The sequence below is a fragment of the Amycolatopsis thermophila genome (assembly GCF_030814215.1).
GTDB classification, from domain to species: Bacteria; Actinomycetota; Actinomycetes; order Mycobacteriales; family Pseudonocardiaceae; genus Amycolatopsis_E; species Amycolatopsis_E thermophila.
The window spans coordinates 6,446,274-6,469,492 of the sequence record NZ_JAUSUT010000001.1; the positions used below are offsets into that span (position 1 = coordinate 6,446,274).

The 23,219-nt window shown below is 73.0% G+C and carries 22 protein-coding genes; 10 read left to right on the forward strand and 12 right to left on the reverse strand.

The window, feature by feature from the left end; all coding sequences use genetic code 11:
• Window positions 1-6: 6 nt before the first annotated feature.
• Together FB470_RS31590 and FB470_RS31595 are read right to left on the reverse strand one after the other, a co-directional pair.
• Window positions 7-549, reverse strand: a complete 543-nt coding sequence (locus FB470_RS31590) for a DUF3558 family protein (protein WP_306997454.1) — start codon at window positions 547-549, stop codon at window positions 7-9.
• The gene (locus FB470_RS31595; protein WP_306997456.1) at window positions 542-892 is read right to left on the reverse strand and encodes a hypothetical protein; all 351 of its coding nucleotides are present in this window, start codon (window positions 890-892) and stop codon (window positions 542-544) included. Before FB470_RS31595 ends, FB470_RS31590 begins: the two co-directional genes overlap by 8 nt.
• 244 nt (window positions 893-1,136) lie before the next feature.
• Here FB470_RS31595 and FB470_RS31600 point away from each other — a divergent pair, with 244 nt between their 5' ends.
• Genes FB470_RS31600 through FB470_RS31610 form a run of 3 tightly spaced genes read left to right on the forward strand, consistent with a single transcriptional unit; the run spans window position 1,137 to window position 6,054 of the window.
• Window positions 1,137-2,213 carry an AAA family ATPase gene (locus FB470_RS31600; protein WP_306997458.1) on the forward strand — a complete coding sequence of 359 codons (1,077 nt, stop codon included), beginning with the start codon at window positions 1,137-1,139 and terminating at the stop codon, window positions 2,211-2,213.
• 15 nt (window positions 2,214-2,228) lie between these two features.
• Entirely contained in the window at window positions 2,229-3,503 is a 1,275-nt protein-coding gene (locus FB470_RS31605; RefSeq protein ID WP_306997460.1) for a DUF58 domain-containing protein, read from the forward strand.
• 55 nt (window positions 3,504-3,558) lie between these two features.
• Window positions 3,559-6,054, forward strand: a complete 2,496-nt coding sequence (locus FB470_RS31610; RefSeq protein ID WP_306997462.1) for a transglutaminase TgpA family protein — start codon at window positions 3,559-3,561, stop codon at window positions 6,052-6,054.
• A gap of 374 nt (window positions 6,055-6,428) precedes the next feature.
• Here the strand turns inward: FB470_RS31610 and FB470_RS31615 are convergent, their stop codons facing one another.
• The 3 genes from FB470_RS31615 to FB470_RS31625 all read right to left on the reverse strand — a co-directional run bounded on the left by FB470_RS31615 (window position 6,429) and on the right by FB470_RS31625 (window position 9,062).
• Entirely contained in the window at window positions 6,429-6,812 is a 384-nt protein-coding gene (locus tag FB470_RS31615; protein WP_306997464.1) for a DUF3040 domain-containing protein, read from the reverse strand.
• A gap of 215 nt (window positions 6,813-7,027) precedes the next feature.
• Entirely contained in the window at window positions 7,028-8,284 is a 1,257-nt protein-coding gene (gene dinB / locus FB470_RS31620) for a DNA polymerase IV (RefSeq protein ID WP_306997465.1), read from the reverse strand.
• A gap of 37 nt (window positions 8,285-8,321) precedes the next feature.
• Entirely contained in the window at window positions 8,322-9,062 is a 741-nt protein-coding gene (locus FB470_RS31625) for a class I SAM-dependent methyltransferase (RefSeq protein ID WP_306997467.1), read from the reverse strand.
• A 64-nt stretch (window positions 9,063-9,126) separates the two neighbouring features.
• Between FB470_RS31625 and FB470_RS31630 the strand changes: the two genes are divergently transcribed.
• The 4 genes from FB470_RS31630 to FB470_RS31645 all read left to right on the forward strand — a co-directional run bounded on the left by FB470_RS31630 (window position 9,127) and on the right by FB470_RS31645 (window position 13,031).
• Window positions 9,127-10,008, forward strand: coding sequence for a ParA family protein (locus FB470_RS31630; protein ID WP_306997469.1), 882 nt, complete (start codon window positions 9,127-9,129; stop codon window positions 10,006-10,008).
• Window positions 9,995-10,834 carry a DNA-formamidopyrimidine glycosylase family protein gene (locus FB470_RS31635; protein ID WP_306997471.1) on the forward strand — a complete coding sequence of 280 codons (840 nt, stop codon included), beginning with the start codon at window positions 9,995-9,997 and terminating at the stop codon, window positions 10,832-10,834. The genes FB470_RS31630 and FB470_RS31635 overlap by 14 nt, the downstream gene beginning before the upstream one ends.
• A 563-nt stretch (window positions 10,835-11,397) precedes the next feature.
• The gene (locus FB470_RS31640; RefSeq protein ID WP_306997473.1) at window positions 11,398-11,955 is read left to right on the forward strand and encodes a GNAT family N-acetyltransferase; all 558 of its coding nucleotides are present in this window, start codon (window positions 11,398-11,400) and stop codon (window positions 11,953-11,955) included.
• Window positions 11,956-11,969: 14 nt separating this feature from the next.
• Entirely contained in the window at window positions 11,970-13,031 is a 1,062-nt protein-coding gene (locus tag FB470_RS31645; RefSeq protein ID WP_306997474.1) for a quinone-dependent dihydroorotate dehydrogenase, read from the forward strand.
• A gap of 548 nt (window positions 13,032-13,579) precedes the next feature.
• Here the strand turns inward: FB470_RS31645 and pspM are convergent.
• The 6 genes from pspM to rimO form a co-directional block, all read right to left on the reverse strand.
• Window positions 13,580-14,479: a phage shock envelope stress response protein PspM gene (pspM, locus tag FB470_RS31650; protein ID WP_306997476.1), complete on the reverse strand. Its 900-nt coding sequence runs from the start codon at window positions 14,477-14,479 to the stop codon at window positions 13,580-13,582.
• A gap of 13 nt (window positions 14,480-14,492) precedes the next feature.
• Window positions 14,493-15,323 (reverse strand): phage shock protein PspA, encoded by an 831-nt coding sequence (gene pspA / locus FB470_RS31655; protein ID WP_306997478.1) that lies wholly within the window; start codon window positions 15,321-15,323, stop codon window positions 14,493-14,495.
• Between the two features lie 255 nt (window positions 15,324-15,578).
• Complete coding sequence (locus tag FB470_RS31660) at window positions 15,579-16,028, reverse strand: helix-turn-helix domain-containing protein (RefSeq protein WP_306997479.1); 450 nt, start codon at window positions 16,026-16,028, stop codon at window positions 15,579-15,581.
• A gap of 95 nt (window positions 16,029-16,123) precedes the next feature.
• A complete protein-coding gene (locus FB470_RS31665; RefSeq protein WP_306997481.1) occupies window positions 16,124-16,588 on the reverse strand; it encodes a CinA family protein in 465 nt (154 codons plus the stop codon).
• Window positions 16,585-17,214 carry a CDP-diacylglycerol--glycerol-3-phosphate 3-phosphatidyltransferase gene (gene pgsA / locus FB470_RS31670; RefSeq protein ID WP_306997483.1) on the reverse strand — a complete coding sequence of 210 codons (630 nt, stop codon included), beginning with the start codon at window positions 17,212-17,214 and terminating at the stop codon, window positions 16,585-16,587. The genes FB470_RS31665 and pgsA overlap by 4 nt, the downstream gene beginning before the upstream one ends.
• Complete coding sequence (rimO, locus tag FB470_RS31675) at window positions 17,211-18,632, reverse strand: 30S ribosomal protein S12 methylthiotransferase RimO (RefSeq protein ID WP_306997485.1); 1,422 nt, start codon at window positions 18,630-18,632, stop codon at window positions 17,211-17,213. The genes pgsA and rimO overlap by 4 nt, the downstream gene beginning before the upstream one ends.
• Window positions 18,633-18,711: 79 nt before the next feature.
• On the opposite strand from rimO, the gene FB470_RS31680 reads away from it, so the two are divergent.
• Together FB470_RS31680 and FB470_RS31685 are read left to right on the forward strand one after the other, a co-directional pair.
• Window positions 18,712-19,233: an amino-acid N-acetyltransferase gene (locus FB470_RS31680; protein ID WP_306997487.1), complete on the forward strand. Its 522-nt coding sequence runs from the start codon at window positions 18,712-18,714 to the stop codon at window positions 19,231-19,233.
• Between the two features lie 110 nt (window positions 19,234-19,343).
• The gene (locus FB470_RS31685; RefSeq protein ID WP_306997489.1) at window positions 19,344-19,727 is read left to right on the forward strand and encodes a phospholipase; all 384 of its coding nucleotides are present in this window, start codon (window positions 19,344-19,346) and stop codon (window positions 19,725-19,727) included.
• 35 nt (window positions 19,728-19,762) lie between these two features.
• Here FB470_RS31685 and FB470_RS31690 read toward each other — a convergent pair whose 3' ends face one another.
• A complete protein-coding gene (locus tag FB470_RS31690) occupies window positions 19,763-22,252 on the reverse strand; it encodes an FtsK/SpoIIIE family DNA translocase (protein WP_306997490.1) in 2,490 nt (829 codons plus the stop codon).
• Between the two features lie 119 nt (window positions 22,253-22,371).
• Here FB470_RS31690 and FB470_RS31695 point away from each other — a divergent pair, with 119 nt between their 5' ends.
• On the forward strand, window positions 22,372-23,181 hold the full coding sequence (locus FB470_RS31695; protein ID WP_306997492.1) for a lysophospholipid acyltransferase family protein: 810 nt from the start codon (window positions 22,372-22,374) through the stop codon (window positions 23,179-23,181).
• The last annotated feature ends 38 nt before the right edge of the window (window positions 23,182-23,219 follow it).

Sequence of the window (23,219 nt, forward strand, 5' to 3'; positions counted from 1 at the left end):
TCGCTCCTAGGGCAGTTTCGGCTCGATCAGCGCGGCCACGGTGTCCGCCCGCCGGCACGCCAGCTGCGTGTCCGTGAACCCGGCGTTGGTGACGTCCACCTGGACGCTGGCCTCCTGCCCGACGCCGAGCAGGACCGCGCACGTGCCGTCACCGGCGCTGCGATCGGACACCCGGAAACCCTTGTGCCTGCCGACGGTGACCCGCTTGCCGGTCCCCTTGTCGATCTCCAGCGCGGTCAGGGGCGCGTCCTCGGCGAGGGTGACGGTGACGCCGAACGTGGCGGGCTCGCTCCAGTCGCACGCGCGCGCCGGGCCGATGGTCTTCTCCTTGCCCAGCGACGTCAGGCCCGCGGTCGAGCGGTCGGTCGCCGAGAGCAGGTCGCACGGTTTCAGCGCGGCCAGCCCGGCCGGCGGCGGGCTGGCGGGCGCGCTCGGGGGCACCGGCCCGGTGGTCGGCGCGGACCCGGCCCCCGGGGACTGCCCGCACGCGGCGAGCAGCAGCCCGGCCGCGGCCAGCACGAGGACCGTCGCGCGCATCCGCTCAGCCACCGCTGCAGTCGACGCCCTCGGCGGCGGCGTCGTCGCTGTCGGAGTACCGCTTCAGCGCGCGGCTGATGTTCGTCTTGAGCGTCTCCAGCTCTTGCCCGAACGCGATGAGCGAGTCGGCGGCCGAGCCGGGCCCGCCCAGGCCGTAGCGCGCCATGAACTCGCCGATCTCCCCCGCGTACCCGGCGCCCAGTGGCACGGTGCGGCCGAGTACGCGGGCTTCGCGCACCATTTCGCCGACGGTGTCCTGCAACCGGCTGATCTGCTGATAGGCACCGGCCGCCAGCTCGGGCGAGACCGCGAACGCCCCCGCGTTCACGTCCAGGCCGCTGTGCGTGTCGGTCATCGGTTGTGTTCGCACCTCTCGGTAGCCGGCCGGTTCCGCACCGCAGCATACCGGCCGAATCGAATTCAGGGTTCTTCGACCGACTTGGCCCGCGTTTGACACACTGGATGCGAGGCTGGGTGCCGGGGCGGGCCACCGCGGGCGAAACCCGGCTGTGAGATCCTTCCGCGCCGCGGCACGGTCCAGAACGAGGGCCGCACCCGTGTTCCGGTTTTGAGATAGGGCTTCGGCACCAGGAGGTCGAGTGACGTCGAGGACACAGCCGGCAACGCCCGGGGAGTACACCGGCGAGCAGGCGCCGTACCACCCCTCCGGCGCGAGCCCGGCGCAGGGCGTGCCGATCAGCCACAACGGCCACGGTGAGCTGCACGAGACGATGCGCCGCATCGCCTCGAACGTCGAGCGCGTGCTGGTCGGCAAGCCCGAGGTGGTGCGCGTGGCGCTGGTGACGCTGCTGGCCGAGGGCCACCTGCTGGTCGAGGACGTGCCGGGCGTCGGCAAGACGTCGCTGGCCAAGGCGCTGGCCCGGTCGATCGACTGCACGGTCAGCCGCATCCAGTTCACGCCCGACCTGCTGCCCAGCGACGTCACCGGCGTGTCGATCTACAACCGGCAGACCGGCGATTTCGAGTTCCGGCCCGGCCCGGTGTTCGCCAACATCGTGGTCGGCGACGAGATCAACCGCGCCTCGCCCAAGACCCAGTCGGCGCTGCTGGAGTGCATGGAGGAGAAGCAGGTCACGGTCGACACCACGACCTACCGGCTCGACGATCCCTTCATGGTCATCGCCACCCAGAACCCGATCGAGATGGAGGGCACCTACGCCCTGCCCGAGGCGCAGCGCGACCGGTTCACCGCGCGCGTGTCGATCGGCTACCCCGACCAGCAGGCCGAGCTGGCGATGGTCGACGAGCACGCCGGCCACGACCCCCTCGCCGACCTGCAGCCGGTGTCCGACGCGGCCACCCTCCAGCGGCTGATCCACTCGGTGCGCGCGGTGCACATCGCGCCGGAGGTGCGCAGGTACGCCGTCGACCTGGTGGCGGCCACGCGCCAGGTGCCGGAGATCCGGCTGGGTGCCTCGCCGCGCGCCACGCTGCAGCTGGTCCGCTCCGCGCGCGCGCAGGCCGCGCTGTCCGGCCGCGACTTCGTCGTCCCGGACGACCTGCACGCCGTGGCCGTCCCGGTGCTCGCGCACCGGCTCGTGCTGACCACCGAGGCGCACGCGGCCCGCCGCTCCGCGACCGACGTGGTCCGCGCGGTGCTGCACCGGGTGCCGGTGCCGCAGGGCGGTCACCCGCAGACCGCCGGACGCCGGTAGACGGTGACGGCCGGGATGTTCCGCTCACTGTCCGGGCTCACCACGCGGGGGCGGTGCCTCCTCGCCGCCGGCGTGGCGGCCGCGGTGTGCGCGGTGGTGCTCAACGAGCGCGACCTGCTCCGCGTCGCCGTGTTCGTGGTGGCGCTGCCGCTGCTGGTCGCGCTGTTCATCGCGGCCTCGCGGGTGCGCATCGGCGCGTCCCGCAAGCTGCTGCCCGACCGGGTCTCGGCCGGCTCGGCCGGCGAGGTGGAGCTGGCGCTGTGGCTCAACGGCAAGCTGCCCGCCGGTGAGGTGCTGCTCGAGGACGGCGTGCCGTACGCGCTGGGGTCCCGCCCGCGGTTCGTCGTGGAGCGGCTGCCGCACGGCCGGGTCATCGCGCTGCGCTACCCGATCCAGCCGATGATGCGCGGCATCCAGCAGGTCGGCCCGCTGCGCGCGACGCTGACCGACCCGTTCGGGCTGTGCGAGTTCGACCGCGAGCTGATCGCGCACTCGCGGCTGGTCGTGGTGCCGAAGGTGGTGGGCCTGTGGGGCCTGCCCAGCGGCGCCGGGATCGGCGCGGGCGACGACGGGAGCGTGCGGCTGCACGCCGGCCAGGGCGAGAACGACGTGATCGTGCGCCAGTACCGCCAGGGCGACGACCTGCGCAAGGTGCACTGGCGCTCGACCGCCCGCCGCGACGAGATCATGGTCCGTGTCGAGGAGCGGCCGTGGCGCGGCGGCACCACCGTGCTGCTGGACCACCGCGCCGCCGCCCACCACGGCACCGGCCCGGCCGCGAGCCTGGAGTGGGCGATCTCGTTCGCCGCGAGCGTCTGCCTGCACGTCCGCCGTGCCGGGCACCGGGTCCGCCTGGTCACCGAGCACGGCAAACCGCTGGCCGACGTCCCCGGCGACGGCGGCGAGGGCTACGACAACGTGGTGCTGGACGCGCTCGCCGCGCTGCAGCCCGCGCACCAGCGCGACCTGACCACCGGCCACGACCCGGCCGAAGGGCAGGAGCTGATCGCCGTCCTGGGGACCGTGTCCAACCAGGCCGTCACCGAGCTGGCCCGGTTCCGGCCGCGCGGCATCCGCAGCCTGGCCGTGCTGCTGGACACCCCGGCCTGGTCCGGCGGGGTCAGTGCACCCGAGCAGCGCGCGGCCGCGACCGAAGAGTCGGCCGCGCTGCTGCGCGCCGCGGGCTGGGGCGTGGTCGTCGCCGGCCCGGACACCCCGATGCCGCGGGTGTGGGCGGACCTGTGCCGCACCGCGGCGGGACGGGGCACCCTGATCGGGGGCGCACTGTGAGGACGCCGCCGACCACCGGCCGGGCATCCGGCCACCTGAACTCCGGGGGAACGCTGTGACCACGCTGACCGGCCGACCGCCCCGCCCCGGGCAGCAGCCCGACGCGCCGCCGCCCGGCAGACCGGAACTGCACCGCCCCACGCAGCGCGTCGTGGAGCCGCCGCCGCAGTGGCGGGTGTCGATCCTGGCGCCGGTGGCCGCGGCTGTCGCCACGCTGTGCGCCTCGACCTCGCTGACCGGTGTCGTCGGCGGCCTGAGCTGGTTCGGCTACGTCACCGTCGCCGTCGTGCTGGTCGCCGCGACCGGGCTGGCGCTGCGCGCCGTGCGCACGCCGACCGCCGTCGTCGGGCTGGCCCAGCTGGTCGTGCTGTTGCTGCTGATCACCGGGGTGTTCACCAGCCGCGGCATCCTCGGAGTGATCCCCGGCCCGGCCGCCTTCGACGAGCTCAACGGCGTCCTGACGGCCGCGTTCGAGCAGATCCGCACCGGCCTGCCGCCGGTCGAGGCGACGCCGCCGATCCTGTGCCTGGTGACGATCGCGATCGGGCTGGTCGCGGTGCTGGTCGACACACTCGCGGTCGCCGCCTCCGCGCCCGCGGCCACCGGCCTGGTGCTGCTGTGCGTCTACGCGGTGCCGGCCTCGCTGGCCGACTCCATGCTGCCGTGGTGGACGTTCCTGCTGGGCGCGGCGGCCTTCGCCGGGCTCCTCGCCGTGGACGGCAACCACCGCCACCGCCGCTGGCGCAACCGCGACGCCCCCGGTCTGGGCAACGCGCCCGCCGCCGCCTCCGCGCCGGTGGCCGTGGTCGCGGTCGCGCTGGTGCTCGGCCTGGTCGCCGGCACGACGCTGACCGCGGTCGGCACGGTCGGGCGCCTGCCCGGCAGCGGCGGCAACGGCTCGGGCACCGGGTCCGGCGGCCTGGGCGTCAACCCGTTCACCTCCCTGCGCGGGATGCTCGACCAGGGCAGCACCGTCGACCTGTTCCGCGTCCGCGGCCTGGGCAACGACAAGCGCCTGCTGCGCGCGTTCACACTGGACACCTACCGCCCCAACCACGGCTGGAGCCTGCCGGACGGGCCGATGCCCGCCGGGTTCCCGGCCGGCCAGCCGCTCCCGGCCGCGCCGGGCGACAACGGCACCGGCGAGGCGCGGCAGATCACGATCGAACCGCTGAACTGGGTCGACGTGTGGATGCCGGTGTACGGGCAGCTGCGCGGCCTGCAGGGCGTGCCGCAGGGCTGGTACTACGACCCGACCAGCGGTGCGGTGTTCAGCGAGCGCAAGCAGCGCATCCCCGCCTACGTCGAGACCGCCTCGCTGGCCGAGCCGAGCAAGGAGCAGCTGGAGTCGGCCAAGGCCGGCGGCGACATCCCGGCCTCCTACAGCCAGATCACCGGCGTCGACCCGCGGGTGGCGAGCCTCGCGCGGAGCCTCGCGGCGGGCGCGACGACCGACTTCGACCGGGCGACGGCGATCTGGCGGTACTTCGGCGCCGAGAACGGGTTCACCTACGACACCCAGACGGCGGCCGCCACCGACAGCGACGCGCTGGCCGACTTCCTGCTCAAGGGCAAGCGCGGGTTCTGCGAGCAGTTCGCCTCCGCGATGGCGGTGATGCTGCGGGTGCTGAACATCCCGTCGCGGGTGGCGGTCGGGTTCACCTCCGGCTACGCCGACGGTGACTCACGCATGATCACCTCGCAGGACGCGCACGCGTGGGTCGAGGTGTACTTCGCCGATCTGGGGTGGGTCAGCTTCGACCCGACCCCGCGCTCCGACGGCCGCGGCTACGTCCCGCCGTACCTGCAGTCCGGCACCACCTCGGGTGGTTCGTCGGACTCGGAGGAGCAGGACGTGCCGAGCGTGTCGACGACCCGGGTGGCCCCGACGGGTGCGCCCGCGCCGCAGGACAGCACGGCGAACACCGGTGGCGCGCAGGCCGCCCCGGCGGGATCGGCGCCGAGCTGGACCGGGTGGACCGCGCTGGCGCTGGTGCTGGTCGCGCTGGCGCTGACCGGGGCGGCGTTCGTGGCGATCCGGAAGCTGCGGGGCCGGCCGGCGTCGTGGCTGCCGCTGGCCGCCGTGGGGGCGTGGCTGGTCACCGTGGTGCTCACCGCGTGGCTGGTGCACTGGATCCTGGCGCTGGTGCTGCTGCTGCTCGCGGTGGTCGGGCTGGCGCCGGCGGTGGTGCGGGAGATCCACCGCCGCCGTCGCCTCGCGGCCATCACGGCGCGCCGGCCGGGCGCGGCGGATGCCGCGTGGGCGGAGCTGATGGACGAGTGCGCGGACCGCGGAATCCCGATCCCGCCCAGCGACACGGTACGGGCGGCGGCCCAGAAGGTGGCGGCGCAGCACAACCTGGACGAGGCCGGCCAGACCGACCTGCGCACCGTGGTCGGCGTGGTGGAGCGGTCGTGGTACTCGCCGGACTCCTCGCCGGGTGAGGACCTGTCCTCCGCGTTCGAGGGCCTGCGGCGCAGCCTGGAGCGCACCGCGCCGATGTCCTGGCGGGGGCGCCTGTTCCCGCGATCGGTGTTCCGGAAGCACTGAGCACGGCGCGCCTGGTCGCCCCGATGCGGTGGCGGCCAGGCGCCGCGTCGTCGTGACGACCCGCCGCGCGTGGGCGCCCAGCGCCGTCTGAACCGCACGGCATCGATCACGTCCCCCGGGCGCGAGCACCGCACCCGGTGCTCCGGCAACTTGGTCCCTGATCCGGTGCGACCACAGGCGCCGCATCGTCCGGGCGGATGCTGTCGCAGGTGTAGCGCCACCGGGGCGCACGGCACCGGTCACGTCACCGGGACGCCTGTTCCCCGAGGTTCCGGAAGGCCAGCCCCATGCGATGAGGCGCTCGGCCGTCACCCGCTGATCATGCGAAAGTGCCTACGCCCCTCGCGGGCGTAGGCACTTCGCGGTAAGGGGAGCTACTGCTCTTCGAAGCGCTGGCGGAATCGTTCTTCCATCCGCGTGGTGAACGAACTCTTCGACTTGGCCGCCTTGCCGCCGCCCGGCTTGCCCTCGGCCCCGCCGCGGCCGGAGAACAGCGCGAGCATCGCGCCCGCGAACATGACGACGAAACCGAACACGCTCATCAACGGTACGTCCGCGACCCACAGGGCCCGTACCATCACACCCAGTACGAGCAGGGCGACACCGACGACGAACAGCGCGATCCCCTGGATTCGGCGGCGGCGGGCGGGCCGGCGGAACCGGGCACCGCGCACCGTTGACGCGAACTTGGGGTCCTCGGCATAGAGCTCGCGCTCGATCTGGTCGAGCAGCCGCTGCTCATGCTCGGAGAGTGGCATCTTTCCTCCTCCGGCACAGCTGTCGCGGGCGCCGGGCCGCGCAACGTCCTGGACCCAACAGACACCCCTGGTGGTGTCACCCTCCAGGATACGAGTCCTTCGCGATCAGGACTACCCGATCCCACTCCAACCTGTGCCCCGTTTGGCTCAAATCTCCCCGCCGGCCTGGGCGCTGGTGGTTCTGCGGTGGTGTCGCCTTCCCCTGGCACAACGTTTCACGCCCCGGTGGGTTCCCCCCGCCGGGGGTCGAGCAGCGACGCCGGGCGAACCGCCGCGGCACCGAACTTCGACCGCGCCACGTCGGCCGCCACCTCGGCGTCGCGCCACCGCGGCTCGGGCTGGGAGAACGTCAGCTGTTCGGGCTCGGCCTCCCCGCTCAGGCCCTCGACGCGGACGCCGATCAGCCGGACGTCGGCCCCGGCGACCGCCTCCGACAACAACCCCACCGCGGTCGAGTGGATCACCCGTGCCACGTCCGTCGCCGAGGGCAGCGTCCGGGCGCGGGTGATCGTGCGGAAGTCGGCGAACCGCACCTTGATCGACACCGTGCGGCCGCGCAGCCCGCGCCGCCGCAGGCTCTCCGCCACCCGCTCGGACAACCGCAGCAGCTCGCGCTCGAGCACCCGCGGGTCGCGCTGGTCGGTGTCGAAGGTGTGCTCGGCGCCCAGCGACTTCTCCGGCGAGTCGACCACCACGCCACGCTCGTCGCGCCCGTGCGCGAGGGCGTGCAGGTGCTCGGCCGCCGCGTTGCCGACCGCCTTGCGCAACCGGGGCAGCGGCGCCGCCGCGATGTCCGCGACCGTGGTCAGCCCGAGCCGCCGCAGGCTCTCCTCGGTCTTCTTCCCCACACCCCACAGCGCCGACAGCGGCAGCGGGTGCAGGAACTCCAGCGTCCGCGAGACCGGCACCACGACCACCCCGTCCGGTTTGGCCATGCCCGACGCGAGCTTCGCCACGAACTTCACCCCGGCCACACCCACCGAGCAGGTGATGCCGTGCTCGGCCCGCACCCGCCGCCGGATCAGCTCCGCGATGCCCGCCGGGGTCTGGCCGAGGCGCCGCAGGGCGCCGCTGACGTCCAGGAACGCCTCGTCCAGGCTCAGCGGCTCGACGAGCGGCGTCAGCTCGCGGAAGATCGCCATCACACCCTGGGACACCTCGCCGTAGAGCCCGTGGGTGGGCGGGATGAACACCGCGTGCGGGCACAGCCGGCGTGCGACGGCGACCGGCATCGCCGCGCGCACCCCGTACTCGCGCGCCGGGTAGTTCGCCGACGTCACCACCGACCGCGGGCCGGCACCCGCGACGACGACCGGCTTGTCCACCAGCTCCGGCCGCGTGCGCAGCTCCACGGCCGCGAAGAACGCGTCCATGTCGACGTGCAGCAGTCCGCACCCGGTGTCGTCCGGCGTGTGCCCCGCGCCTGCCCGGAACCGCTCGTACCCGGCCGGCAGGGCCGCATTCCTTCCCATCGCCGACGAGCCTACGCAGGGGGTCCGACAGTTCCGGTCAGTGGCGGGCGAGCAGGTGCAGCCGGCTCGCGAGATCGCGCAACGGCGGCATCGCGCCCGCGGCGGCCTCGAAGTCGGCCAGGTCGTCGGCCGAGTACTGCTCCGACTCGACCTCGCCCAGCACGTCGGACACCACGCCGTCGCCCTGGATGAGCTCCACCCGCAGCCCCGCACCGGCGATCAGCCCGCGCAGGCCGTCGGCGTCGAAGCGGCGCAGCAGCGTCTCGCCGTCATCGGCGAGCACGCCGTCGGAACTGGTGAGCAGCTCGTGGGCCTCGCGCACGCGTCCGGCCAGCGCGCGGTGCAGGACCGCGGCGTGCCGGTTGGTGGCCAGCAGGGACACGGCGCCGCCGGCGGCGACGATCCCGGCCATCGCGGCGACCACCGCCGCCGGGTCGTCGACCACCTCGAGCAGCCCGTGGGCCAGCACCAGGTCGGCCGATCCGGCGGGCACGCGCGCGGCGAGCGCGTCGGTGTCGTCGGCCACGACCGTGATCGCCCCGGCGACGCCGGCCTCCTCCGCGCGGCGCCGCAGCGTCGCCAGCGCGTTGGGGCTGGGCTCGACGACGGTGACGCGGCAGCCCTCGACGGCGAGCGGGACCGCCCACACGCCACTACCGCCGCCGACGTCGACGACGGCGGGCTGGTCGATGCCCCGCTCGCGCGCCCGGTCGAGCTCGGCCCGCAGTGCCCGCCAGACCGTGCCGGAGCCGCGTGCTGTCCCGGTGTCCGTTCGCATGGCGGACAGCGTAGTGAGCCCGGTCCGGACCGCTCGGGGTGGCACTCCGGCTACGCTCGACTCCGTGCACACGGTCGCCGTACTCAGCCTCAAGGGTGGTGTCGGCAAAACGACGGTCGCGCTGGGCATCGCTTCGGCTGCGCTCCGTAGGGGCGCCCGGACGCTGGTGGCCGACCTGGACCCGCAGGGCAACGCCACCGCCACCCTGGACCCGCCGTACACCGAGGCCACGCTGGCCGACGTGCTCGCCACCCCGGTCCGTCCGGTCCTGCGGCAGGCCGTGGCGCCGAGCGCGTGGAGCCCCGAGGTCGACGTCCTGGTGGGGGCCGAGGACCTGGAGCTGCTCAACGAGCCGGGGCCGGACGACGACAAGGTCGGCAACCTCTCCCGCGCGCTGGACGAGCTGCACGACCACCCGCTGCGCGGCCGCCCCTACGAGCTGGCGATCCTGGACTGCCCGCCCTCGCTCGGGCGGCTGACGAAGTCGGCACTGGTGGCCGCCGACAGCGCGATCCTGGTCACCGAGCCGACCATGTACGCCGTCAGCGGCGCACAGCGGGCGCTGGAGGCGATCGAGCGGATCCGCGACGAGCACAACCCCGAGCTCGCCGCGGTGGGTGTGCTGGTCAACCGCCTGCGCCCGCGTTCGCACGAGCACCAGTTCCGCATCGCCGAGCTGCGCGAGTCCTTCGGCGGCCTGGTGATGCCGACCGCGATCCCGGACCGGCTGGCGGTGCAGCAGGCGCAGGGCGCGTGCAGCCCGATCCACGAGTGGCACTCCCCCGGCGCCCAGGAGGTCGCGCTGACCTTCAACATGGTGCTGGCCAAGATCCTGCGCTCGAACCGGGCCGGCCGGCACCGCATCGACCGCGAGGCCGAGCCGCCCGCCGAGACCACCGGCCCGATCGGGCGGGTAGCGCGGACCGCGGACGATGCCCGAAGGTGACACCGTCTTCCTGGCGGGCCACAAGGTCGGCAGGGCGCTGGCCGGCCGCGTGCTGACGCGCACCGACTTCCGCCACCCGGCGCTGGCCACGACCGATCTGACCGGCTCGACCGTGCTCGGCGTGCGGACCGTCGGCAAGCACCTGCTGACGCGCTTCTCCGGGGATCTGAGCCTGCACAGCCACCTGAAGATGGACGGCTCGTGGGAGATCTACCGGCCCGGCTCCCGCTGGCGGCATCCGGCGCACCACGCGCGGGTCGTGCTCGAGGCCGAGGGCGTCCAGGTCGTCGGGTTCCGCGTGCACGACCTGGAACTGCTGCCCACCGGTGAGGAGTCCCGGCTGGTCGGCCACCTCGGCCCGGACCTGCTCGATCCACAGTGGAGCGAGGAGCACGAGGCGCGCGCGGTGGCGGCGCTGGAGCGCGAGCCCGGCCGGGAACTCGGGCTCGCGTTGCTCGATCAGCGCGTGATGGCGGGCGTGGGCAACCTCTACAAGTGCGAGATCTGCTTCCTGCTCGGCGTGACGCCGTGGACCCCGGTGTCGGCGGTGGACAGCGCGAAGGTGGTGCGGCTGGCGCGGAAGCTGTTGCTGGCCAACGCGTGGCGGCACGAGCAGAGCACCACCGGCGACCTGACCCGGGGACGCCGGAACTGGGTGTACGAACGAACCAGGCAGGGCTGCTTCCGGTGCGGGGGCCGGCTCCGGGTGGAATCCCAGGGCCGTGACCCCCACGACGTCCAGGCGCGCCCCACCTGGTTCTGCCCGCGCTGTCAGCACGGGCCCTCGCCTCAGCCGCGCAGCAGCTCGGTGAAGGACGTGCGATAGCGGCGCGGCGCCGGCCGCCGGTCTTGGGTGACGACGTCGGCGACGAGCCGGCCGGCGTCCCGCGGTGTCCGTTGTGGATCGCCGACGAACGAAATCCGGCACGGGCCGGATGTCCAGCCTCCGGTCACCCGATCGGGTAAACCCGATCATGAGGACCGAAGCCCCTGCGCACGGCGTGGATCGATCCAGCCGGCCGCCGTGCGCGCGACGGAAAAATTCCCGTCCCGGGCGATCTCCGCGCGTGAGAACGGCCACGCCGGACCGGCCGAAATGCAGTTGCCGGGCGAGCCGGGACGCGCCTAACGTTGCCGGTACACGGGAAAGGAGGTGGTCCAAAGTTGTGTAGCAACGGGACTCGTGAGGTGGCTGTCCGCTAGCGGATGCCACACCCTGGACTGCTGGTGAATACCAGACAGCCACCGCCCCCCGGCGTTTCCGAGCACTGGTCCGGCTCGGGCCCGAACGGCTGACGACGGTCGGGAGTCGCGCCGGGGGTTCCCCCCCATCCCCTAATCCGGAGGAAAAGCCCCCGTAGATCGTCCGGGGCGCGCTATCCTTCGCCGGTGCTGCAGCCCGCGTACCCGATCAAGACCGCACGGCTGATGCTCCGGCCCTTCACGCAGGCGGATCTGAGCGCACTGCATGCGTTCCAGTCCCGGCCGGACGTGACGCGGTACCTGTACTGGGAGCCCCGCACCCGGCAGGAGACGGCCGCCGTCCTCAAGGACAAGATCGCCCGGTCGGTTCTCACCGAACCCGGCGACTACCTGTCGCTCGCCGTCGAGCTGATCGACACCGGTGAGCTGATCGGCGACCTCACGCTGTGGTGGACCAGCCGCGAGCACGCCAGCGGTGAGATCGGGCTGGTGTTCCACCCGCAGCACCACGGCAAGGGTTACGCGGCCGAGGCCGCCACGGAGCTGTTCCGGCTCGGTTTCGAGGAGCTGGGACTGCACCGCATCTACGGCCGCTGCGACGCGCGGAACGTGCCGTCGGCGTCCCTGATGGAAGGCCTGGGCATGCGGCGCGAGGCGCACCTGCGGGAGAACGAGCTCGTCAAGGGTGAATGGACCGACGAACTCGTCTACGCCATGCTGTCGTCGGAGTGGAAACGGCGCTGAGCGAAGATGGGACCGTGCTCTTCGACAGGCTGATCCGTCCCGCGCTCTACCGGCTCAACGACAACGACCCCGAGAAGGTGCACGAACGCACCCTGCGGGTGCTCACCCGGCTCTCCGACGTGCCGCCCGCGCTGGCCGCCGCGCGCCGCCGGTTCGCGGTCGCCGACCCGGTGACGCTGTTCGGGCTGCGGTTCGCCAACCGCGTCGGCCTGGCCGCCGGCATGGACAAGGACGGGCGGGCGCTCGCCGCGTGGCCGGCGCTGGGGTTCGGCTTCGCCGAGATCGGCACCGTGACCCGGCTGGCGCAGCCCGGCAACCCGAAGCCGCGGCTGTTCACGCTGCCGCACAGCGACGCCATCATCAACCGCATGGGGTTCAACAACTCCGGCGCGGCGGCGCTCGCGCAGCGACTGGCGGCCAAGGGGAAGCCGGACATCCCGCTGGGCATCTCGATCGGCAAGTCGAAGGTGACCCCGCTGGAGGACGCGGTCGCCGACTACCAGGAGTCGTTGCGGGCGCTGTACCCGTGGGCCGACTACTTCGCGATCAACGTCAGCTCGCCCAACACGCCGGGACTGCGGACGCTGCAGGACCGCTCCGCGCTGGCCGAGCTGCTGGCGGAGCTGGGGCGGACCGGTGAGGACCTGGCGAAGGCGGCGGGGAAGCCGGCGACGCCGCTGCTGGTGAAGGTGGCGCCGGACCTGACCGACGACGCCCTGGCCGAGCTGCTCGAGGTGTGCGACGAGCACGGGGTGTCCGGGATCATCGCCACGAACACGACCCTCGCGCGGGACGGTCTGGCCGCCGGTGAGGCCGCGGTGGGCGCCGAACCGGGCGGCCTGTCGGGGCGGCCGCTGACCGAGCGGGCGCGCGAGGTGGTGCGGTTCGTGCACACGCACACCGAGGGGACGGTGCCGATCATCGGCGTGGGCGGCATCTCCAGCGGCGAGGACGCCCAGCGCATGCTCGACGCGGGCGCCAGCCTGATCCAGCTCTACACCGGTTTCGCCCTCCACGGACCCGGCCGGGTGCGCGAGATCAACCGCACCCTGGCCGGTTCCCGCGCGGAGAGCTGACTCCGGGGCCGACTGTCCTGACCGGACCGGTCCCCAGTGGACTGCGCTGGTCCAACGGCGCGGCACGGCGGACCACGGCGCCCGGCGTTCGCCGGTGAGGAGAGCCCGTGCAGCGTCGCCTTGCCGATCGTGGTCCGGCCGCTGCCCTGACCGGGCCGCGGTCCCCCGCTGCGGGCGCTCGCCTAACTCTGATCACCGCCTCAGCCCATCGGGGCACGCCGCCGCGGGTGTCGCGCGAAGGCCCCCGGTCAGAAGAGCCCGCCCAGCGTCGCCTTGTCGATCGTGGTCCGGCCACTGGCCCCTGACCGGGCAGCCGTCCCCCGCTGCGGGCGCTCGCGTACCTCTGATCACCGCGTCAGCCCACCCTGGGCACAACGCGGGTGTCGCGTGAAGGCCCCCAGACAGGAGAGCCCGTGCAGCGTCGCCTTGCCGATCGTGGTCCGGCCACTGGCCCCGGACCGGCCGCGGTCCCCCGGCTGCGGGCGGTCGCGTACCTCTGATCAGCCCACCCGGGGCACCCCATGGCAGGTGTCGCGCGAAGACCCCCGTCAGGAGAGCTCGCGCAGCGCCAGCGCCAATCCCGCCAGGCGGTCGGTCGCGTCGGTCAGGAAGAGGCGTGAATCGGCCAGGCCGTGGCTGCTCGCGGCGACCGCGCGCCCCGCCGCGGCGACCAGGCTCCCGAAGTTCTCCACCCCGTCCTCGAGTTGTTCGCGCAGCGTCGCGATCGCCGAGTCCAGGGCGGCCCGCTCGCGGGCCGGGGCGGCGTTGCGGGCCCGCTCGATCGACTGGATGCGCATCGCGAGCGCGCGCAGCGCCGTGGCGGCCTCCGCGGCCGTGGCACGGGCGTCGGCCACCGACATCTCCGGCACCGGCGCCGTGCCCAGCGACGAGGGCTCCGACAGCTGCCGCAGCAGGTCGGCCAGCGTCGCTTCGCACTCGGCGAGCCGCTGCATCGGGGCGCGCGCCGCCGAACCGGCCGGTGGCATCGGCGGCGGCGTGGTGCTGACCGGCAGCACGACCCGGTTCAGCTGCCGCAACCGCAACCCGGACCGCACGCCGAGCGTGGTGAACACGACCGCGCCGACGATGCCGGGCGCAGCCTCCGGGATCCCGCCGCCCCCGGCGAGCCCCAGCCCGCCGATGACGGCCCACACCACGCACAGCACCGCGGCCATGATCCACAGCGTCAGCGCGCGGGAGGTGCGGTTCTTCCGCCGCGCCAGCTTCGCCTCGGGCGAGTTCCACGCCACCCACTTGTTGCGGGCCTCCGCCAGCACCGGCATCGCCTGCGCGACGACCCGGGGCCGTGGCACGCCGGAACCCTGCTGGTCCGGCGGCAGGTACCGCTGCAACTTGGCCTGGGCGCGCTGCGCGTAGTCGGGCAGGCGCTCGATGTGCTTTTCCAGCTTCGCCTGGAACTCCGAGAAGTCCCGCCTGCCCGACGTCATCCCGCCGTCCCGCTCAGGCCTGGTTCTTCTGCTGCTCGGCCTGGACGCGCGACTCGATCTCGCGCTGGATGTCCGCCCCTGGCGCCGCCTTCTTGTCACCGGAGGTCACCTGTGCCACCGAGTCGCCCCGCATGGACGCGCGGATCTGCTCCAGCCGCGAGCTGCCGGCCATCTGGGTCGAGGCCTGCTGCACCTCGAGCATGCGGCCCTGGACCGAGTTCTGCGCGAGCTCCGCCTGCCCCAGCGCGGTGGTGTAGCGCTTCTCGATCTTGTCGCGGACCTCCTCCAGCGACGGGGTGTTGCCCGGCGCGGCCAGCTGCGACATCTGGTTGAGCGAGGCCGACACCTGCTCCTGCATCTTGGCCTGCTCCAGCTGCGACAGCAGCTTGGTGCGCTCGGCCAGCTTCTGCTGCAGCATCGCCGAGTTGCGCTCGACCGCCTGCTTCGCCTGGGCGGCGGCCTGCAGCGACTGGTCGTGCAGCGTCTTGAGGTCCTCGATGCTCTGCTCGGCCGTCACCAGCTGCGTGGCGAACGCCTCGGCGGCCGTCTCGTACTGCTGCGCCTTCTCCTCGTCCCCCTTGGCGCGCGCCTCGTCCGCCAGCACCAGCGCCTGGCGTGCCGACGCCTGCAGCTTCTCGACCTCGGCGAGCTGGCGGTTGAGCTTCATCTCCAGCTGCCGCTGGTTACCGATCACCGCGGCGGCCTGCTGGGAGAGCGCCTGGTGGTTGCGCTGCGCCTCCTCGATGGCCTGCTGGATCTGCACCTTGGGGTCGGCGTGCTCGTCGATCTTCGACGAGAACGACGCCATGAGGTACTTCCAGAACTTCACGAAAGGGTTGGCCATCTCCTCCGCCTGCCTTCTAGATCCCTGCCTGGGTGTCGCCGGATGATCGTCCGCCGTCGCTCTCCCCTGTCTGAGCAACGCCGGGACCCCGGAGTGGGTTCCATCGTGTCAGGTCGCGGCCGTGTGTTCCAGGCGACCCCGGGGGATTTCAGGGACGACCCTGACCGGCATCCCGGACCCCGGACGCGCCGGAGGCCACCGCCGGCGCGCGCAGCAGCCGGGCGGTGGCCTCCGGGGTCGTGTTTCAGCAGGTGATCAGGCCGCGACCATCTTCGGCGCGCGGATGGTCGTGCGCAGCGACGGACCGACGCGCTGGCCGGAGACCCGCAGGTCGGTGAGGTCGTTGCCGATCATGCCGTCGATCAGCCGGCCGCCCTCGAGCCGGCCGGTGGCCGCGCGGGGCTCCTCGGCGTGGCGGGCACGGCCCTCGCCCTCGGGCGTCTCGGCGATCGCGGGCACGTCCACGCTGTCCAGCGCGGAGATGTCGGCGGCGACGTTGCTCAGCAGCTCGGCGAGCGGGAGCTCGAGCGCCTCGCAGATGGACGCCAGCAGCTCGCTGGACGCCTCCTTCTGCCCGCGCTCCACCTCGGACAGGTAGCCGAGGCTGACCTTGGCGGCGCGGGAGATGTCGCGCAGCGTGCGACGCTTGTTGGTGCGGGCGTGCCGGAGCCGGTCGCCGATCGCCTCGCGCAGAAGCACGGTCATCGCGCGCCTCCCTTCCTGATACCGACCACGTTACCCAGTTCGGGCACCTCCCCGCAGCGATTGACACGGTGGTACGCCCAGGGCGAACGCGGCGATCAAGCCAGATGTTCCCCCAGCAGGTCCAGCGCGGCCCCGACCGACGCGCGCCGGACCGCCGCCCGGTCGCCCTCGAACCAGTGGGTGCGCACGTCACGGTCACCCGGGCCGGCCAGCCCGATGTGGACCGTGCCGGGCGCCACGCCGTCCTGCGGGTCCGGCCCCGCCACGCCAGTCAGGCCCAGCCCCCAGTCGGCCCCGCAGCGGGACCGCGCGCCCTCGGCGAGCTGCGCCGCGACCTCGGGGTGCACCGCGCCGTGGGCCGCCAGCAGCGCCGGGTCGACGCCGGCGAGCTTCGCCTTGAGGTCGGTGGCGTACACCACCAGACCCCCGCGGACGACCGCGCTGGCCCCGGGCACCTCCGTCAGGGCCGCCGTCACGAGGCCCGCCGTCAGCGACTCCGCGGCCGCCACCGTCTGCCCGAGCCGCAGCAACGCGGCCACCACCGGACGAGCCGAGGTCATGCCCGCGCCGCCGCGCGCAGCCGCACCGCGCGCACGACGTAGTCCGCGCCGGTCACCACCGTCAGCAGCACGGCCAGCCCCATCAGGGCCCACTGCACCGGCAGCGCGCCGTCCGGCAGCGGCAGCAGGTAGGTCACGATCGCCAGGATCTGGGTCATCGTCTTGGCCTTGCCGCCGCGGCTGGCCGGGATCACACCGTGCCGGATCACCCAGAACCGCAGCAGGGTCACGCCGATCTCGCGGACCGCGATCACCACCGTGACCCACCAGGGCAGCTCACCCAGCACGCTCAGGCCCACCAGGGCGGCGCCGATCAGGGCCTTGTCTGCGATCGGGTCGGCGATCTTGCCGAAGTCGGTGATCAGCCCGTAGCGGCGGGCGACCCAGCCGTCCACCTGGTCGGTCAGCGACGCGATCGCGAACAGGACGGTGGCGCCGATCCGCCAGCCGGCGTCCGCACCGCCGCCGGCGAACAGCGCCAGCACGAACAGCGGGACCAGGACGAGCCGGGACAGCGTCAGCAGGTTCGCGACGTTGAGCGTGGGGACCGGGGTCGGCTCGGGCTCGCGATGCGGCGGGCGGGCCTCCCCGCCCGCCTGGGCCGACTCCTCCGCCGAGGCACTCATCTGCCGGCGTCCAGCTCGACGAGCAGGTCGACGCCCTCGGTGTCGACAACCCGGCACCGCACGATCTGCCCGGCCTCGAGCCCGTCGCCGTCGAGCACGATGCACGCGCCGTCGACCTCGGGCGCCTGGTGCGCGGCCCGGCCGGACACCTCGTCCTCGTCGGCCTCCTCGACGAGGACGTCGACGATCTCGCCGATCCGGTCCTCGGCGCGCTGCGCGGTCAGCTCCTCCACCAGCGCGGACACCCGGGCGACCCGTTCGGCGACCACCTCCGGGTCGACCTTGCCGTCGAGGGTCTCGGCCTCGGTGCCGTCCTCGTCGGAGTAGCCGAACACGCCGACCGCGTCCAGGCCGGCCTCGGTGAGGAAGTGCTCCAGCTCGGCGACGTCGTCCTCGGTCTCACCCGGGAAGCCGACGATCACGTTGCTGCGGATGCCCGCCTGCGGCGCGTACTCGCGGATCTGCTGGATCAGCGCGAGGAACGACTTGGTGGACCCGAACCGGCGCATCCGGCGGAGCACGGTCTCGCTGGAGTGCTGGAACGACATGTCGAAGTAGGGCGCGACCCCCGGCGTCGTCGCGATCGCGCGCACCAGGTCCGGGCGGGTCTCGGCGGGCTGCAGGTAGGACACCCGGACCCGCTCGACGCCGTCGACGCCGGCCAGGCGCGGCAGCAGCATCTCCAGCGCGCGGGTGCCGCCCAGCTCGCGGCCGAGGTCCTTGCCGTAGGACGTGGAGTTCTCGCTGACCAGGAACAGTTCCTTCACACCCTGCCCGGCCAGCCAGGCGGCCTCGGCCACGATCTCGTCGGGGTGGCGGGAGACGAACGAGCCGCGGAAGGACGGGATCGCGCAGAACGAGCAGCGGCGGTCGCAGCCCGAGGCGATCTTCAACGCCGCCACCGGCGCGTCCGACAGCCGGCTGCGCAGGACCCGCGGACCCCAGCCGTGACCGGGGATCGCGACGTCCTCGGTGGCCGCGGAACGCTCGACCGGGGTGATCGGCAGCAGCTTGCGGCGGTCGCCGGGCGCGTGCGAGGCGATCGTGCGGCCGGCGGCGATGTCGTCCAGCCGGGCGGCGAGGTCGGCGTAGTGGTCGAACCCGAGCACCGCGTCGGCCTCCGGCAGGCTCTCCGCCAGCTCCGCGCCGTACCGCTCGGCCATGCAGCCGACCGCCACGACCTTCGCGCCGGTGTCGGCGGCGGCCAGCAGCGTGTCGACCGAGTCCTTCTTCGCCGACTCCACGAACCCGCAGGTGTTGACGACGATGACGTCGCTGCCCTCGGGTTCGTCGGCCAGTTCCCAGCCCCCCTCGGCGAGCCGGCCGGCCAGCTCCTCGGAGTCCACCTCGTTGCGGGCACAGCCCAGGGTCAACAGGGAGACGCGGCGGTTGGAGGACCCGGTGACGGCAGAAGACACGCCACTCAGGGTAGCTGGCGGGCCGGGACGTGGCCGAACCCACCGCGACAGCGCACGCGCGGCCCGATACGGTCGATCGGTGCACGCTGATCCTCCCAGTTCCGTCGAGATCCGGCGAGCCCGGATCTCGGATGTCCGAAAGATCAAGGCCCTGGTGGACGCGGACGCGGGACGGGTGCTGCTCGAGAAGGAGCTCGTCACCCTCTACGAGGACATGCAGGAGTTCTGGGTCGCCGATGCCGGCGGGGGAAGCGGTGACATCGTCGGGTGCGGCGCGCTGCACGTGCTGTGGGAGGACCTCGCGGAGATCCGCACCGTCGCGGTGGACAAGCGGATGCGCGGGCAGGGCATCGGGCACAAGCTGGTGGACCAGCTGATCACGCTGGCGCGCGAGCTGGGACTGCGCCGGGTCTTCGTGCTGACCTTCGAGACGAGTTTCTTCTCCCGCCACGGGTTCACCGAGATCGACGGGACGCCGGTGCCCAGCACGGTGTACGAGGAGATGCGCCGTTCGGTCGACCCCGGCGTGGCCGAGTTCCTCGAACTCCCCTACGCCAAGCCGAACACGCTGGGCAACACGCGCATGCTGCTGGAGCTGTAGCACTGCGCCCTGCGGGTGAAGTTCACCGTTGTCCGCCTTTCGGGTCTGGTGGTCACCACCGCGGGCCCCGAAGCTGATCATGCCCGGTCACGATCAGCGAGGGAGCCCCGATGCGCGCCACCGCCCGACTGCTGTCCACCGCCGTCCTGGCCACCGCGCTGGTCGCCGGGCCCGGCACCGCGCAGGCCGTCGACCTCCGGTCCGTCACCGACACCTACCTGTTCGGCACCTCGCTGAGCCGGTTCGAGCAGATCCGCGCGGACCGGCCCTACGCGTCGGTGCTCGACTGGTCGTCGGACACCTGCTCGTGGTCGCCGGACAAGCCGCTCGGGTTCGACTTCTCCCCCGCCTGCCACCGCCACGACTTCGGCTACCGCAACTACAAGCGGCAGGACCGCTTCACGTCGGCCAACCGGAAGAAGATCGACGACAACTTCTACACCGACCTGAAGAAGATCTGCGGTGGCGACTGGAGCTGCAACGGCACCGCGTGAACCTACTACCAGGCCGTCCGGAGGTTCGGGGGCTCCTAGTCCCCGCCGTCGTCGTCCGGCGTCGAGCCGCCGCGGATGAGCATCAGCGTGCCTTCCAGGTCCTCCGGTTTGACGAGCACGTCGCGGGCCTTCGAGCCCTCCGACGGGCCCACCACGCCGCGGGTCTCCAGCAGGTCCATCAGCCGCCCGGCCTTGGCGAAGCCGACGCGCAGCTTGCGCTGCAGCATCGAGGTCGACCCGAACTGCGAGGTGATGATGAGCTCGGCGGCCTGCAGCAGGACGTCGAGGTCGTCGCCGATGTCGGGGTCGATGTCCTTCTTCTCGCCGGCCTTGGCGGCGGTGACGCCCTCCTGGTACTCCGGCTGCGCCTGGTCCTTGGTGAAGTTGACGATCGCGGCGATCTCGTCGTCGCCGACGTAGGCGCCCTGGATGCGGACCGGCTTACCGGCGCCCATCGGCAGGTACAGCCCGTCGCCCATGCCGATCAGCTTCTCCGCACCCGGCTGGTCCAGGATGACCCGCGAGTCGGTCAGCGACGAGGTCGCGAACGCCAGCCGCGACGGCACGTTGGTCTTGATCAGGCCGGTGACGACGTCGACCGACGGCCGCTGCGTGGCCAGCACCAGGTGGATCCCGGCGGCGCGGGCCTTCTGCGTGATCCGCACGATCGCGTCCTCGACGTCGCGCGGCGCGGTCATCATCAGGTCGGCCAGCTCGTCGACGATCGCCATGATGTAGGGGTACGGGCGGTACTCCCGCTCGCTCCCCGGCGGCGCCTGGATGTCACCGGACCTCACCTTCTTGTTGAAGTCGTCGATGTGACGCACCCGGTTGGCCTGCATGTCCTGGTAGCGCTGCTCCATCTCCTCGACCAGCCAGGCCAGCGCCGCGGCGGCCTTCTTCGGCTGGGTGATGATGGGCGTGATCAGGTGCGGGATGCCCTCGTACGGGGTCAGTTCGACCATCTTGGGGTCGATGAGGATCATCCGGACCTCGTCCGGCGTGGCCCGCGACAGCAGCGACACCAGCATCGAGTTGACGAAGCTCGACTTACCGGACCCGGTGGACCCGGCGACCAGCAGGTGCGGCATCTTCGTCAGGTTCGCGGTGACGAAGTGGCCCTCGATGTCCTTGCCCAGCCCGATGACCATCGGGTGGTTGTCCTTGCCCGCCGTCGGCGAGCGCAGCACGTCGCCGAGGCGGACCATCTCGCGGTCGGAGTTGGGCACCTCGATGCCCACCGCGGACTTGCCCGGGATCGGGGCGAGCAGCCGCACGTTGTCGGTGGCCACCGCGTAGGCGATGTTCTTGGTCAGCGCGGTGATCTTCTCGACCTTCACGCCCGGGCCGAGCTCGACCTCGTACCGGGTGACCGTGGGGCCGCGGGTGAATCCGGTGACCTGGGCGTCGACGTTGAACTGCTCCAGCACGCCGGTGATCGCCTCGATCATCGCGTCGTTGGCCTTGCTGCGGGTCTTCGGCGCGTCGCCCAGCTGCAGCAGGTCGGCGGGCGGCAGCTCGTAGTCGCCCTCGACGGTGCGGGTGACCGTCATCGGCGGATCGGCCTTCTTCGGCTTCTTCTCCGGGACCTCGGCGGGCACCGGCCGCGGCGGCCTGGCCGGGGACGGCGGCTCGGCGAGCGCGGACTCGATGTCCAGCTGCTGCGGCGCGTCCTCGGCACCGCTGGCCTGGCGGCGGCGCGACGGCTTGCGCAGGCGGACGGCCTTCGGGTCGGCCTCGAGCGCCTCGGTCTTGTCGCGCTCCGCGGCGCGCTTCTCGCGCTCGGCCTCCTCCTCGGCCAGCTCCTCCGGGTCCAGGCCCCACGTGCGGACCAGGTGCGGGATGTCGCGGATGCGGGTGCCGGTGAACACCAGCACGCCGAACGCGAGCGCGATGACCAGCAGCGGGACCGCGACCCAGGCGGTGACGCCCTGCGCGAGCAGGTCGCCGGAGAGGTAGCCGAGCACGCCGCCGGCGTAGCGCTGGTCCTCGATGTCGTGCGGGCGGCCGTTGAACAGGTGCAGCAGGCCCAGCAGCGCGAGCACGCCCAGGACGCTGCCGATCACCATGCGCGGGCGGACCTCGGGCTGGGGTTCCGAGCGCATCAGCGTGACCGCGGTGACCACCAGGACCAGGGGCAGCGTGACGGCCCCGGCGCCGAGGATCGAGCGGGTGCCCAGCTCGACGTAACCGCCGACCGGTCCCGCCGCGCGCCACCACACGCCGGCGGCGATCAGCACGGCCAGCGCGACGTAACCCAGTGCGAGACCGTCGCGGCGGTGTTCCGCCTCCAGCTCGCGTCCGCGGCCGACGGTGCGCACGACGCTGCCCAGGCCCTTGGCCAGCAGGGTCCAGCCGCCGCGGACGGCCTTGCTGAACGTGCCGGCCTTGCGCGGGGCCGGTTTGCGGGAGCGCGAAGCGGCGGGCCGCGACCGGGTGGCGCCGCGCGTGGACTTGCGCGCCGTGCCGCCCTTGCCGCCGGTCCGTTTCGTGCCGCTGCTCCTCGTCGCCGACCCGCTAGCCATGCCTCCTACGGTAACCGCCTGGGCTCACCAGCCCCAGCAGCCACACTCGGCACAGCAGGAACTTTCCCCGCACGGGCAGACCTTGATCCGCCATCACGGTGATCTGCCATGCTGGCGCCATGTTCGCGCTGCACTCCGACGACACCGGGCAGACACGCCGCAGGCCACCGGCCGTGTGGCGGACGATGACCCGTCTGGACCAGGGGCTGGTGTCGCTGACCGGCCGGCTGCGGATCACCGGGCGGATCGCGCCCGGCCTGCGCGGCCGTCCGTTCCTGATGGCCGCCAACCACATCGGCGTGTTCGACCCGTTCGTGCTGATCGCCGCGTGCCGCCGGATCGGGATCTCGCCGCGGTTCCTGCTGGCCGGCGGGATCCTGGACGCGCCGGTGATCGGGCCCGCGCTCAAGGTCAGCGGGCACATGCGGATCGACCGCGGCAAGGCCAGCGCGCTGGAGCAGTTCGCGCAGGCCGTGGAGGAGATGCGGACCACGCCGGACCCGATCATCGTCTACCCGGAGGGCCGGATCAGCCACGACCCTGGCCTGTGGCCGGAACGCGGCAAAACCGGCGCCGCCCGGCTCGCGATCGCCGCCGGCGTGCCGGTGGTGCCGATCAGCCAGTGGGGCGCGCACGAGGCGGTGTACTGGGGCACGGAGCGCGTCGAGGGGCCCGCGGACCTGCTGCCGCTGGCCCGGTCCGGTCTGACGGCGCCCCTGCGCCGCCCGACCTACCGCGTGCACTTCGGCGAGCCCGTCGACCTCGGCGACATCGAGCCCGCTCGCCCGGGCGCGGGCGTGCGGGCGCACGCGAAGATCATGCGCGCGATCACGGCGGGGCTGGTGCCGCTGCGCGCGGACGAGCCCGACAAGCCGAAATTCCACGACCCGACGCGGCCCACGGACACGATCAGCCCCTGGCGGCCCTGACCACCCGACGGCCCTGAGCGCCCACGGCTCCGGCCACT